The organism is Priestia aryabhattai (assembly GCF_023715685.1).
Taxonomy (GTDB): domain Bacteria; phylum Bacillota; class Bacilli; order Bacillales; family Bacillaceae_H; genus Priestia; species Priestia aryabhattai_B.
This window is the reverse complement of record NZ_JAMBOQ010000001.1, coordinates 1,233,167-1,246,520: the sequence shown is the minus strand read 5'-3', so window position 1 is coordinate 1,246,520 and position 13,354 is coordinate 1,233,167. Positions and strand designations below refer to the sequence as shown.

General features: G+C 37.7%; 16 protein-coding genes and 1 riboswitch. Of the genes, 9 read left to right on the top strand and 7 right to left on the bottom strand.

The genetic code is table 11. The annotated features are described in order from the left end of the window. Positions 1 to 32 precede the first annotated feature (32 nt). The gene (locus M3225_RS06425) at positions 33 to 1,220 is read right to left on the bottom strand and encodes a GTP-binding protein (RefSeq protein ID WP_251391787.1); all 1,188 of its coding nucleotides are present in this window, start codon (positions 1,218 to 1,220) and stop codon (positions 33 to 35) included. A 118-nt stretch (positions 1,221 to 1,338) separates the two neighbouring features. Here M3225_RS06425 and M3225_RS06420 point away from each other — a divergent pair, with 118 nt between their 5' ends. Further along, positions 1,339 to 1,914, top strand: coding sequence for a beta-class carbonic anhydrase (locus M3225_RS06420; protein ID WP_251391785.1), 576 nt, complete (start codon positions 1,339 to 1,341; stop codon positions 1,912 to 1,914). A gap of 3 nt (positions 1,915 to 1,917) precedes the next feature. Here the strand turns inward: M3225_RS06420 and yidD are convergent, their stop codons facing one another. After that, positions 1,918 to 2,145: a membrane protein insertion efficiency factor YidD gene (yidD, locus tag M3225_RS06415; RefSeq protein WP_192995511.1), complete on the bottom strand. Its 228-nt coding sequence runs from the start codon at positions 2,143 to 2,145 to the stop codon at positions 1,918 to 1,920. Positions 2,146 to 2,295: 150 nt separating this feature from the next. On the opposite strand from yidD, the gene M3225_RS06410 reads away from it, so the two are divergent. The 5 genes from M3225_RS06410 to ytkD all read left to right on the top strand — a co-directional run bounded on the left by M3225_RS06410 (position 2,296) and on the right by ytkD (position 4,849). Continuing rightward, entirely contained in the window at positions 2,296 to 2,769 is a 474-nt protein-coding gene (locus M3225_RS06410; protein WP_251391784.1) for an S-ribosylhomocysteine lyase, read from the top strand. Positions 2,770 to 2,931: 162 nt separating this feature from the next. Then, positions 2,932 to 3,372, top strand: a complete 441-nt coding sequence (locus tag M3225_RS06405) for a Dps family protein (protein ID WP_251391783.1) — start codon at positions 2,932 to 2,934, stop codon at positions 3,370 to 3,372. Between the two features lie 81 nt (positions 3,373 to 3,453). Continuing rightward, on the top strand, positions 3,454 to 3,879 hold the full coding sequence (locus tag M3225_RS06400) for a phage holin family protein (protein WP_308215718.1): 426 nt from the start codon (positions 3,454 to 3,456) through the stop codon (positions 3,877 to 3,879). Positions 3,880 to 3,953: 74 nt separating this feature from the next. Continuing rightward, complete coding sequence (locus tag M3225_RS06395) at positions 3,954 to 4,274, top strand: hydrolase (protein WP_251391782.1); 321 nt, start codon at positions 3,954 to 3,956, stop codon at positions 4,272 to 4,274. 104 nt (positions 4,275 to 4,378) lie between these two features. Continuing rightward, positions 4,379 to 4,849 (top strand): RNA deprotection pyrophosphohydrolase, encoded by a 471-nt coding sequence (ytkD, locus tag M3225_RS06390; protein ID WP_013059543.1) that lies wholly within the window; start codon positions 4,379 to 4,381, stop codon positions 4,847 to 4,849. A gap of 47 nt (positions 4,850 to 4,896) precedes the next feature. On the opposite strand, the gene M3225_RS06385 is transcribed toward ytkD, so the two are convergent. The 3 genes from M3225_RS06385 to M3225_RS06375 are packed head-to-tail and all read right to left on the bottom strand — an operon-like array spanning position 4,897 to position 7,460. Then, positions 4,897 to 5,703, bottom strand: a complete 807-nt coding sequence (locus M3225_RS06385) for an ABC transporter permease (RefSeq protein WP_251391781.1) — start codon at positions 5,701 to 5,703, stop codon at positions 4,897 to 4,899. Then, on the bottom strand, positions 5,690 to 6,460 hold the full coding sequence (locus M3225_RS06380) for an ABC transporter ATP-binding protein (protein ID WP_251391780.1): 771 nt from the start codon (positions 6,458 to 6,460) through the stop codon (positions 5,690 to 5,692). Before M3225_RS06380 ends, M3225_RS06385 begins: the two co-directional genes overlap by 14 nt. Before the next feature lies 1 nt (position 6,461). Continuing rightward, entirely contained in the window at positions 6,462 to 7,460 is a 999-nt protein-coding gene (locus M3225_RS06375) for an ABC transporter substrate-binding protein (protein WP_251391779.1), read from the bottom strand. Positions 7,461 to 7,631: 171 nt separating this feature from the next. Between M3225_RS06375 and M3225_RS06370 the strand changes: the two genes are divergently transcribed. Together M3225_RS06370 and M3225_RS06365 are read left to right on the top strand one after the other, a co-directional pair. Continuing rightward, positions 7,632 to 8,414, top strand: a complete 783-nt coding sequence (locus M3225_RS06370; RefSeq protein WP_251391778.1) for an alpha/beta hydrolase family protein — start codon at positions 7,632 to 7,634, stop codon at positions 8,412 to 8,414. A 55-nt stretch (positions 8,415 to 8,469) separates the two neighbouring features. Continuing rightward, complete coding sequence (locus M3225_RS06365) at positions 8,470 to 8,712, top strand: DUF2584 domain-containing protein (protein ID WP_251391777.1); 243 nt, start codon at positions 8,470 to 8,472, stop codon at positions 8,710 to 8,712. Between the two features lie 34 nt (positions 8,713 to 8,746). On the opposite strand, the gene pckA is transcribed toward M3225_RS06365, so the two are convergent. Then, on the bottom strand, positions 8,747 to 10,336 hold the full coding sequence (gene pckA, locus M3225_RS06360) for a phosphoenolpyruvate carboxykinase (ATP) (RefSeq protein WP_028411848.1): 1,590 nt from the start codon (positions 10,334 to 10,336) through the stop codon (positions 8,747 to 8,749). A 374-nt stretch (positions 10,337 to 10,710) separates the two neighbouring features. After that, positions 10,711 to 10,828: riboswitch (SAM riboswitch) on the top strand. Between the two features lie 132 nt (positions 10,829 to 10,960). Here pckA and metK point away from each other — a divergent pair. Then, complete coding sequence (gene metK / locus M3225_RS06355; RefSeq protein ID WP_251391775.1) at positions 10,961 to 12,163, top strand: methionine adenosyltransferase; 1,203 nt, start codon at positions 10,961 to 10,963, stop codon at positions 12,161 to 12,163. Positions 12,164 to 12,194: 31 nt separating this feature from the next. Here metK and M3225_RS06350 read toward each other — a convergent pair whose 3' ends face one another. Continuing rightward, on the bottom strand, positions 12,195 to 13,340 hold the full coding sequence (locus tag M3225_RS06350; protein WP_251391772.1) for a glycosyltransferase family 4 protein: 1,146 nt from the start codon (positions 13,338 to 13,340) through the stop codon (positions 12,195 to 12,197). Positions 13,341 to 13,354 lie beyond the last annotated feature (14 nt).

Sequence of the window (13,354 nt, the reverse complement as noted above, 5' to 3'; positions counted from 1 at the left end):
ATCGTAATTATTACGATTTGAAAACTATAAATTTACGCGCTTACTGTAAATTTCGGAAGAGGATCTTTGAGACTAGCCCAATCTTGATTCATTTCCTCATTTGTCAGCAAACAACCGTCTAATGTTTCAATAATTTCAGCTTCGTTCATATCAATACCAATGAACACAAGCTCGTTAATACGGTCTCCAAATTGCTCATCCCATTTTGCACGTAATTCAGGTTCTTCTTTTAAGATTTGTTCTCTTTCCTCTGCTGTGTACGTCGCCACCCATTCACCCGCTGCTTGAATCATAATGGACGTACCGGCTTGAGAAAGAATTCCTGCCATATGGTTACGTGAAGCAAGCCAGAAAAATCCCTTTGCACGTACAATATCAACCGGCCAGTTCTCTAGCCATTTCATAAAGCGTTCAGGATGAAGGGGACGATTCCTTCTGTATACAAAAGAAGAAATACCAAACTCTTCAGTTTCAGGCGTATGGTGTTCTTCATTTAGTTCTTTAATCCACCCGGCTCCTTGACTAGCTTTTTCAAAGTCAAATAAGTTGGTATGAAGTATGGCCTCAAGGCTTACCTCACTATTAATCGTTTGGATAATAGTGGCTTCTGGGTTTAATTTGTGAAGAACAGCTTGCAGCTCATTTGCATCATCTTTTGTTAACAAATCAACTTTGTTTAACAAAATAACGTTTGCAAATTCAATTTGATCGATTAATAAATCAACCACTTCTCTCGTATCGTTTTCATCCGTTCCTTCTTTGCGGTCTAATAAGCTTTCGCCGGATGAAAAGTCTTCCCAAAAGCGATTAGCATCTACTACAGTCACCATCGTATCTAACGAACATTTCTGAGTTAAATCAATGCCAAGCTCTTCATCAATATAAGTAAATGTTTGAGCAACAGGGATAGGCTCGCTAATTCCAGATGACTCAATTACAATATAATCAATGTCTCCATTATCAGCTAGGCGTTCTACTTCTTTCATTAAATCATCTCGAAGCGTACAGCAAATACAGCCATTTTGCATTTCAACTAGTTTTTCTTCTGTTCGAGAAAATCCGCCTTGTTTAACTAAATCTGCATCAATATTTACTTCGCTCATGTCATTGACGATAACCGCGACCTTTAAACCTTCTTTATTTTTTAAAATATGGTTCAAAAGAGTTGTTTTACCTGAACCAAGGTATCCGCTTAAGACGGTAACGGGAATTTTTTTCACTGTTATAACCTACTTTCTTATCTATAAATAATAATGATTACGATTTAACACTTTTCATCTTATAGTAAAAAGTATTATAATACAAGAAAGAATTTTTTTATGAAGGAGAAGACAGCAAATGAGCTTATTACAAGATGTTTTAGAATTCAACCAAAAATTTGTAGAAGAAAAAAAGTATGAACTTTACGAAACAAGCAAATTCCCTGATAAAAAAATGGTTATTTTATCGTGTATGGACACAAGATTAGTAGAATTGCTTCCACATGCTTTAAATTTGCGCAACGGAGACGTAAAGATTGTTAAAAACGCAGGAGCGCTTGTTTCACATCCATTTGGAAGTATTATGCGAAGCATTTTAATAGCTGTATACGCGCTTCAAGCAGATGAGGTATGTGTAATTGGTCACCATGACTGCGGAGCAGGTAAACTTCAGGCGGAACCTTTTTTAGAGAAAGTAAGAGCAAAAGGCATCTCAGACGAAGTGATTAATACCATTGAATACTCTGGTATGGACTTAAAAAAATGGTTAACGGGTTTTGATTCAGTAGAAGAGACTGTTCAGCATAGTGTAGATACAATTCGTAATCACCCTCTGTTTTCAAAAGATATTCCTGTACATGGACTAGTTATTGATCCAAATACGGGAAAGCTAGATGTTGTTGTAAATGGATATGAAGCGATCGAAAACAAATAAAGCTTAGTGTGATTTTTTCTCAGGTACTTCATCAATGCCACCCGGATGGAAAGGGTGGCATTTTAAAATGCGTTTTACAGTCAAATAAGAGCCCTTTAAGGCACCAAAGCGTTTAATGGATTCAACTCCGTACTGTGAGCAGGTAGGGTAAAACCGGCATCTTGCCGGAAGAAAAGGTGAAATTCCTTTTTGATATCCTTTTATAAGTAAAAGCAAAAGCTTTGCAATCATTTATTATCACGTTCTTTCTTTCGTGTTTGCTCATACTATAAGGGATAGAAGGAATAAAAAGCAACTAAAAGAAATAAAGGTTATTAAATGGATGAAATATATCGGAATTGCATGTTATGATAGATGAAAGAAGAAAAAAGGAGTGGTATTATGCCATCAGTAGAAAGTTTTGAGCTAGACCATAATGCGGTTAAAGCACCTTACGTAAGACACTGCGGTGTTCACAAAGTGGGAAGCGACGGCGTTGTAAATAAATTTGATATTCGTTTTTGCCAACCAAACAAACAAGCAATGAAGCCGGACGTTATTCATACGTTAGAGCATTTATTAGCTTTTAATATTCGTACTCATGTAGAGAAATACAATCACTTTGATATTATTGATATTTCGCCTATGGGGTGTCAAACAGGGTACTACTTAGTAGTGAGCGGTGAGCCGACTGTACGTGAAATTATTGATTTGTTAGATGATACGTTAAAAGATGCAATTAACATTACTGAAATTCCAGCAGCAAATGAAAAGCAGTGCGGTCAAGCGAAACTTCACGATTTAGAAGGAGCAAAACGCTTGATGAAATTCTGGTTAGAACAGGACAAAGAAGATTTTGAAAAAGTATTTGGCTAAAAATAAGCAGTCCGCTGGGCTGCTTATTTTATTTGGAAAAAGATGAAAGAGTTTCTCTAGGTCTAAAGAAAGGGAAATGTCTCTTTTTGTGAAAAAATGTTTTAATCAACTAAAGAAGGGTACAATTATACTATACAAAGAGTTCACAAAGGAGCGAACAATATGGCAGCAAATGTAAATGAAATCGTTAATAAACAAGTAGCAAATTTTAGTGTAATGTACATAAAACTTCATAATTTTCACTGGTACGTAAAAGGTGAACAATTCTTCACTCTTCATGAAAAGTTTGAAGAGCTGTATACGGAAACAGCTACAATTATTGATGACCTTGCAGAACGTCTTTTAGCATTAGAAGGAAAACCTGTGGCAACAATGAAAGAATCGTTAGAACTTTCTTCTATTAAAGAAGCTGATGGAAGTGAAACGGCTAAAGATATGGTTGCTTCTTTAGTAAGCGATTTTGATACGCTAACTGCTGAATTAAAAGAAGGAATGGACGCAGCCGGTAAAGCGGGCGATGAAACAACAGGGGACATGCTGTTAGCCATTCATCAAAGCTTAGAAAAGCATACGTGGATGTTAAAATCATTCCTAGGTAAGTAATTAAAACCTGCGAGTAATCGCAGGTTTTTTTATGAGAAAATGGACGAACACTTTTTTTTCACCAGCATATACTGTAGGGATATGACTGCTGAAAGGGTGAAAAAAGTGGATATGCAGAAGCTTTCTGTCTTGATAATCTCAAGTTTAGGTTCACTGGCTTTTTTTTTATTTGGAGAGTGGGACTATTTACTAATGGCTTTAGTAGCATTAGTGGCAATGGATTACTTGACAGGCACGATTGCAGCTTTTATAAATAAACGTTTATCTAGCAAAGTAGGTTTTAAAGGAATTGCCAAAAAGATTTATATTTTTGCCATGATTGCTATAGCAAACTTTATCGATTCTGTATTTTGGGAAAACGGTCATATTATTCGAGATGGAGCTATTTTGTTCTATATTTTAAACGAAATGATTTCAATTACAGAAAACGCACGAATTGTAGGAATTCCAATTCCAGAACCGTTAAAAAAAGCAATAGAGTTTTTAAAAGACCGCTTCAAATCGTAGAGTGTATAAAAAAAGAATAAGATACAAATAAGAAAGATAAGTTGGCACTAGAAAGAAGGAGCTGAATATCTTTCATGACAAAAAAATATTATGTATCTCTGAGTTCAGGGGAAATCAATCAGTCAAATACTGCTTCAGATTGGAATTATGCGATTGAAGCAACAGATGAAGAAGTGGAGCAGCTGAGAACGTATTTAGATCAGCGTGCTTCAAGCGATTGGTCAAGCTTTTGGCGATCACATATTCCGTATCTGGAATATCATCATGATTCTCAAAATGATATGTACGATAAAACGACAGTTGAAATATATGCCATGCTTTATCAGCTGGGAGACGATGAAACAAAATCACATATCAAACAAATGAAGATTTTATCTTTAGATAGAATGGAATAATGGGTAAAAAGAAAAGAAAAAAAGTACGAGCATACTTTTCTTATCAGGTATGGCCGTAATGTATGATAAAATAAGGGAAAAATCAAATGGAGTTTGAGTAGACCATGTACACATTTAAGGATGCATATCATAATCAAGTATTTTTATCATTTGAAAAAAATCCATTCTCGAAAACTCCACGTCATGTTTGGGTCGTATGCAGGTATGAAAATCAATGGTTGCTAACGAATCACTCAAAACGAGGTTTAGAATTTCCCGGAGGAAAACTAGAAGGCAATGAAGTACCAGAAGAAGCAGCGGTTCGAGAAGTATTTGAAGAAACAGGCGGAGAAGTCTCTTCTTTAACTTATATTGGGCAATATAAAGTAGTAAGTAAAGGAAAGACCATTATTAAAAATATTTATTTTGCTACTATTGGAAATGTAATTAAAAAAGAAGACTACATGGAAACGGATGGTCCCGTAATGATTGATGAACTACCTTCGGGCATTCAACAAGATGATGCGTACAGCTTCATCATGAAAGATAATGTTTTGCAATATGTAATGAAATATGTAAAGCGAACATTTTTGTAAAAGCATCATATCAATGAAAATACCCCCGTTTGTACGGGGGTATTTTTTTATGAGCGTCTGATCAATTTTTTTTCTAAATAAGCAACGCCTTGGTACATAATCGTAGCGAAAATGGCAATTAATAATAAGCTGAGAAGAACAAGAGTAAAGTTGAAGACTTGGAAACCATAAATAATCATATATCCAAGCCCTTTCGAAGAAACTAAAAATTCTCCTACGATGACTCCTACCCAAGATAAGCCGACATTTACTTTAAATGTGGAAATAATAGCAGGCATGGAAGCTGGCAAAATTGCTTCTTTAAAACAGCGGGTTTTCGTTGCTCCAAAGCTTTTTAGTAATTTAATATAGTTTGTATCAACTTCTTTAAATGCTGTGTAAACGACGATGGATGTAATAATAACTGATATAATCGCCCCCATCGTTAAGATTGAGAAAAATCCTGGACCGATAGCTACAATTAAAATAGGGCCCAGCGCTACTTTTGGCATGGCGTTTAAAATAACGAGGTAAGGGTCTAATATATGTGCAAGCCTAGTTGAATACCAAAGAGCCGTTGCAAGTAAAATACCTAGCACTGTGCCTAAAATGAAGCCAAGAACCGTTTCAAATAACGTAAAACCAATATGTTCTGCTAGCGAGCCGTCGGCAAGTTTAATTAAAAATAAATGCCATACTTTAGTAGGGGAACTGAAGATTAAGGGGTCAATCCACTTTAAACGAGAAGCCAGTTCCCATAAGCTAAAAAAGGCTAAGAAAATTATCAGCTGCACGCTCAGTACTAATCGTTTTTCGACTCGAACCTTGCGAAGGTAGCTTTCATGAAGAGTATCTAGGGAGCTAGTGGGTTTCAAGTTGATCAAGCTCCTTCCATATGTCCATAAATAAGTCGTTATAGACAGGGTGCTGTCGTGCTTCAAACGGAGAGAGGGTTCGTAAAATAGAAGGAACCGTAAATGTTTTTGCGATTTTTCCCGGCTTGGCTGAGAATAAAAAGATTCGGCTGCTCATGGCAATAGCTTCGCCGATATCGTGCGTGACCAAAACGGCCGTTTTTTTATAGGTCATCAGCGTTTTGGAGACAAGTTCTTCAAGCTTGAGTTTTGTTTGAAAATCAAGTGCTGAAAAAGGTTCATCTAAGAGTAAAATAGCGGGATCAATGGCAAGTGTTCGGACTAAAGCGACGCGTTGTCTCATGCCTCCGGATAACTGGTGCGGATATAGGCTATCTACGCCCTGTAAACCAATTTCTTTTAGGAGTAACAGTGCTTTGCTCTCTGTTTCATCTGTTATCTCTCCGCGAATTTCAAGCCCAAGTAAAATATTTTCTTTAATGGTTTTCCACGGAAACAAATAATCTTGTTGAAGCATATAACCGATGTTTGGGACTGATGTTCCGATATTTTCACCGTCTATTGTGACGAAGCCGGACGTTGGTTCAATCAATCCTGCAATAATCGATAGAAGCGTCGTTTTTCCACATCCGCTGGGGCCGAGAAAGGAAACAAATTCTCCTTCTTCAATAGACAAATTAATATGTTCAAGTGCAGTGGTAGCAGACTTTGTCGTAAGATACATATGCTGAACATCTTGAATGTGAAGTTTTGTCATATTACTCACTCATTGCATCTTTGGCGAATTTTGTGTTGACTAACTTGTTGTGATCAATGTGTCTTGGAAGTTCTCCAGATTCATCCATGATTGTTTGTAAATGATCCCACTCTTTTTGATCTAATAAAGGGTTTGTTGCAAAGGATTTTTGGGATTTATAGCGGTCAATAACAGTTTTTAGCGTTTCTTTAGGTGTATCTTCAAAATACGGTGCAACCACTTCAGCAATTTCTTCTGTGCTATGTGTGTCCACCCATTTTTGTGCTTTATAAATAGCTCGAGTAAATTTAGCTGCTGCTTCAGGGTTATCTTTTAAATAGCTTTCTTTGGCCATAAATGTTGTATAAGGAACTGTTCCTGATTCTTTTCCGAAGGAAGCAACGATATGTCCTTTTCCTTGTTGCTCTAAAATACTAGCCGTTGGCTCAAATAATTGAACGTAATCTCCAGTACCAGAAGCAAAAGCATTCGCAACGTTAGCAAAATCAATGTTTTGAACGAGTTTTACATCTTTTTTAGGATCAATATTATGCTGTTTCAGCACATATTCCCCCACCATTTGCGGCATGCCGCCTTTGCGCTGACCAAGAAACGTTTTGCCTTTAAGTTGATCCCATGAGAATTGATCAACCTTTTTACGCGCTACTAGAAATGTTCCGTCGGTTTGGGTTAGCTGTGCAAAGTTGATGACGGGATCACTAGACCCCTGTGCATATACGTAGATTGAAGTTTCGGAGCCGACTAAGGCGACGTCGATGCCGTCAGATAAAAGTGACGTCATCGTCTTATCTCCGCCCCACGTTGTTTTTAAATCTACCTTTAGTCCTTCTTCTTCAAAAAAGCCTTTTGAAATAGCAATGTACTGGGGAGCATAAAAGATAGAGCGAGTTACTTCACCAACACGAACCGTTTGTACAGATGTTGTTTTGCTGCAGCTAATTAGTGGAATGAGTAAAATCATAATAGCAAGCAAAGAAAAGAGCCATTTAATTGGTTTCATAAAGCAAACCTCCTTAAAAGAATAAAATATTTTATGATAATGTATGTAAGAAAGTAGAAGAAGGTGAGTGCCTATATAACATGTGGAAAATCAAAGAAGTATTAGTCAACGATTGAAAGTACACCTTAGCGGGAGAAAACAGGCTAGTTATATAAAGAATGGAGGAAAAAAATGAAAGATGGAACAATTCTTCATAAACAGCGTTTCCCATCACCAAACCCTCGCGTGGCGCTGTGGGTGATTACATATGCATGTCAAGGGCTTAAGATTAAAGGAATGCTCGCAGAGCCAAAAGAAAAAGGGATGTATGACGGCTTTTTATACTTAAGAGGAGGTATTAAGAACGTAGGAACCGTTCGTCCTGCTCGACTCATTCAATTTGCTTCTCAAGGTTTTATTGTGATGGCTCCGTTCTATAGGGGAAATCAAGGAGGAGAAGGAAACGAAGATTTTGCAGGAGATGATCGTTACGATGCTTTTGCAGCTTACGATTTACTGAAGCAGCTGCCCAACGTTAACCATGACCGCATTCATATCTTTGGGTTTTCAAGAGGGGGAGTGATGGCTTTACTCACAGCAATTGAAAAAAACGACAGCCGTTCTCTTGTGTTGTGGGGAGGCGTCACGGATATGGTGCTGACATATGAAGAAAGGGAAGATTTAAGAAGAATGATGAAGCGGGTGATTGGAGGAACTCCTGCTAAATATCCTGAAAGATACGAATGGAGGACACCTTTGCATCGTGCTCATCTCGTCGAGCCGCCGGTCTTGCTCATTCATGGTTTAGAAGATAAAAACGTGTCGATTGATCATTCCTATCAGCTCGAATCCAAACTAAAAGAGTCCAATAAAAAAGTTACCAGCTGGTACTTTGAAAACTTTCCACATGCTTTTCCACCAAAAGAAAATCGAGAAACGGTGAAGAAGTTAACAAAGTGGATGAAAGCGCAATAAAAGATATGCTACGATAGAAAAAACAAGTAGAATAACAGTGAGGAGTGAGAAAAAAATGGGGATGCCACTAGAATTAAATACAATGATTGTGACAAAAGGCAACGAAAAACGTGTAACGGATAACATTTTTCAAATTGAGAAAAAAGGATATCGTTTGTATCCGTTAGATATTCCATTAAACATTCACAAAACGAAAAATGGAGAATGTATTGGAACTGCTGTTGTGCGTAAGGTAGAAATGGAGCAGGAAAAAACCATTGTCACATATGAACTGACAAAATTATATTCGACTAACTAAAAAACCGATCGTCCATAAGACGATCGGTTTTTTATTAGACTCTAGGTCCGCCTAATGTTGAAATGTCAGATGCTACATCATTAAAACGCTTGAAATTAGCTTTGAATTTAGCGGCAAGCTCAGTTGCTTTTTGGTTATAAGCTGTTGCATCGTTCCATGCTTTAGAAGGCTGAAGCACTTCATCAGGAACTCCCGGAACATGAGTTGGAATCGATAAACCAAAAATAGCATCTGTTACTGTTTCGGTATTAGCTAGTTCTCCTTCAAGAGCTGCTTGAACCATAGCTCGAGTGTAACTTAACTTCATTCGTTCACCCACACCGTATTCACCGCCGGTCCATCCAGTGTTTACAAGGTAGACATTTACATTATGTTCATCGATTTTCTTTCCTAGCATTTCTGCATAAGTTGTTGGAGCAAGAGGTAAGAAAGGCTCACCAAAGCATGTAGAGAAAGTAGCCTGCGGCGATGTTACGCCGCGTTCTGTTCCAGCTAACTTACTAGTATATCCGCTCAGAAAATGGTACATCGCTTGTTCTTTTGTAAGCTTGCTGATTGGAGGCAAGACGCCGAAGGCATCAGCAGTTAAAAAGACAATAGCTGTAGGGTGCCCAGCGACGCTTGGCAATACCGTATTATCAATAGAGTCAATTGAATAAGCGGCACGAGTATTCTCTGTTAAACTATTATCATTGTAATCTGCTACTTTCGTATTTTGATTTAACACTACATTTTCCAGTACGGCGCCGAAGCGAATTGCATTAAAAATTTGCGGTTCTTTTTCTTCAGAAAGCTGAATGCATTTCGCGTAGCAGCCTCCTTCAATATTAAATACACCAGAGCTTGACCAACCGTGCTCGTCATCTCCGATTAAACGACGATTTGCATCAGCAGAAAGCGTTGTTTTACCCGTTCCAGATAAACCAAAGAATAATGCAACGTCACCTTCTTCTCCTACGTTAGCAGAACAGTGCATGGATAGAATATTGTTTTGAGGAAGCAAGAAGTTCATCACTGAGAAAATAGATTTTTTCATTTCACCAGCGTACTCAGTTCCTCCAATTAGCACAATGCGCCGCTCTAATGAAAGAATAATGAAGGTTTCAGAATTCGTCCCGTCTGTTTCAGGATCAGCTTTGAATGTTGGAGCTGCTACAATTGTAAACGGCTTCACATCATCATTTGTTTTTTGTTCAGCTGAAGGGCGAATGAATAACTGCTGAGCGAATAGGTTGTGCCATGCAAATTCATTAACTACTTGAATTGGTAACTGATACTTTTTATCAGCTCCAGCATATCCATTAAAAACAAAAAGTTCATCCTGCTTCTTTAAGTGGGTTAAGACTTTTTTGTATAGCGCATCGAATCGCTGAGCAGAAATTGGCTGATTGACAGGTCCCCATTCAACCGTTTTTGAAGACACAGCATCGCTTACAATAAATTTATCCAAAGGAGAGCGACCTGTATATTTTCCGGTTTCGACTGACACAGCACCTGTAGAAGTCAGCGTTCCTTCGCGTCGAGCTAGAATTTTTTCAACAAGTTGTGGAACAGATAATTGGTGTTTTGTTGTTTTTAATTGAAGCAAACCATTTAATTCGATAGACATATCAACAGTACTCATGTGCACTACCTTCCTTTTTTAGCTATTATTTATTCATTAATGTTTGAAATTTATAATTAGTATAACACATTTATTTAATTATTCTATACTATTTAACTAAAAATGTTTGTGTATTATAAAAAAATGTACGTTATACCTATTTTAGACACATATATATGTGCTAGAAGCGAAAAAAGTGAAGTTATTTCAAGTGAAAGTCTCTTTTTGATCTGTCTTGTTAACCAAACTTAGTGATCATTCTTAATAAGGTGTACTATTTTGAAATTTGAGTATGTTACATTAAAACAGATTCAAACGTAAAGAGATGATTTCCATTTGAATGTTGTTGACAGTGAAGCGCTTTTTCATGTATTATATGTCCTTGAACGGATACTCTCTTATCCCGAGCTGGTGGAGGGACAGGCCCTGTGAAACCCAGCAACCATCGTCATTTTTTTGTGTGGACGATAAGGTGCTAACCTGATGCAAGGGCACAACCTTGATCGATAAGAGTGAAAGGCTTATGTAGAATTTGATACCTTTCCTCGATACAAGGAAAGGTTTTTTTATATTTTTTAACGTGTAATGAAAATAAGGGAATGAGTACCGTATCACAATGTATCGTATTTATAAGGAGGAAAACTGATGTCAACACAACGTCGTCTGTTCACGTCAGAATCTGTTACAGAGGGACATCCCGATAAAATTTGTGACCAAATTTCTGACTCAATTCTTGATGCTATCCTAGCAAAGGATCCAAATGCTCGTGTTGCTTGTGAAACAAGCGTAACAACTGGTTTAGTTTTAGTAAGTGGTGAAATTACAACTTCTACTTACGTGGATATTCCTAAAACAGTTCGTGAAACAATTAAAGGAATTGGCTATACTCGTGCAAAATACGGATTTGATGCTGAAACTTGTGCAGTATTAACATCTATCGACGAGCAGTCAGCTGATATCGCTGCTGGTGTAGACCAAGCGTTAGAAGCACGTGAAGGTCAAATGTCAGATGAAGAAATCGAAGCAATAGGAGCTGGAGACCAAGGGTTAATGTTTGGTTATGCATGTAACGAAACAAAAGAATTAATGCCTCTTCCAATTTCATTAGCTCATAAACTTGCTCGCCGTCTAACAGAAGTACGTAAAGAAGAAATTCTTCCTTACCTTCGCCCGGATGGTAAAACACAAGTAACAGTTGAATATGATGAAAACAACAAACCTGTTCGCATCGATACAATTGTTATTTCAACTCAGCATCACCCAGAAGTAACGTTAGAGCAAATTCAACGTAACTTAAAAGAATATGTTATTAATCCAGTTGTGCCAAACGAGTTAATTGATGAAAATACAAAGTATTTCATTAACCCAACAGGACGTTTCGTAATCGGCGGCCCTCAAGGAGATGCTGGTTTAACTGGTCGTAAAATTATCGTTGATACTTATGGCGGATATGCTCGTCACGGCGGCGGTGCATTCTCTGGTAAGGACGCAACAAAAGTAGACCGTTCAGCAGCTTATGCAGCTCGTTATGTTGCGAAAAACATTGTAGCAGCTGATCTTGCTGATAAGTGTGAAGTACAACTAGCATATGCAATTGGTGTTGCACAACCAGTATCTATTTCAATTGATACATTCGGTACAGGAAAAGTTTCTGAAGAAGTACTAGTAGATGTAGTACGCAAAAACTTTGACCTACGTCCAGCAGGCATCATTAAAATGCTTGATTTACGTCGCCCGATTTATAAGCAAACAGCAGCTTACGGTCACTTTGGTCGTACAGATGTGGAGCTTCCTTGGGAGTTCACAGACAAAGCTGAAACATTAAAAACTCAAGCTTTAGCTAAATAATAAAAAATCTCCGTGAAAACGGAGATTTTTTTTATGCCCATTGAATATCTTCAGCGGATTTTTCTACGACATCTTCATATTCTGAAAGCAAATGCTGAAAAATGGCATCCCATGATTGAGTAAGAGCATAGTGTCTCGCTGCATGGCCAAAGTGAAGCCGCTGGTGCAAATCATCGAGTAAACCTGTAATAGCCGAACCGAATTCTTCTAAGGAGTGAGGTTTGCAAAGGTAGCCATTTCGCCCGTGCTGAACCATCTGTTTAACTCCTCCTGCATTTGCTGCCACCACAGGAGTTCCAGAAGCAAGAGACTCCAGTACAACATTTCCGAAGGTTTCTGTTTCTGAAGGAAAAACAAACAAATCAGATGATGAATAGATATGAGCAAGTTGCTTACCTTCAAGAAAGCCTGTAAATGTCATATGCTCAGATGCTTGCTGCTGCATTTGTTCCTTTAAAGGGCCGTCTCCCACAATAACCCAGTGAATTTGATGGCGGATATGATCAGGTAGAGATCGTGCAATTTTCAGTAAAAAATCAGCGTTCTTTTCTTTAGCTAATCTTCCTACATACGTTAAAATGTAGGGTTTTTTAATATTATATTTAATACGAATATCAAAGCGGTCATAGTGGGGATGAAATAATTTGTGATTTACCCCTCGCGACCAAATAGCTACGTTGTGAAACCCTTGTTCTTCTAGCTGCTGTTTGGTCACTTCAGAGGGAGCGAATATTTTTTGCACAGGTTTATAAAACCATTTCATATATTTTTGCAGTGGTACACGCATCTTCTCAAGTTCATAGTGAGATAAATAATCATCAAAATTGGTATGATAAGAGCCGACAAGAGGAACACCTAATCTTTTTCCATAATAGGAGCCGCAAAGCCCCATTGTAAAAGGAGTGGCCAAATGAATAAGAGAAGGATTGAATTCCTGCAGCTGCTTTTTAATTTTTAGAACGTTTGGCAATGAAAAGCGGCTGTTTGGATAAAGGAAAAACGGCATGCTAGGCGAACGGTGAACATACGTTGAAAATGAACGGTCATGAGCAAATTCAGGAGCAAATACCTGGATGGGAATTTGCTTTGAATTGACATACTGAGTAAATTGATAAAGTGTTTTAGCAGCACCGTTAACTTCCGGAGCAAATGTATCCGTAAATAAAGCAATTCTCATTAGTATTCCTCCTA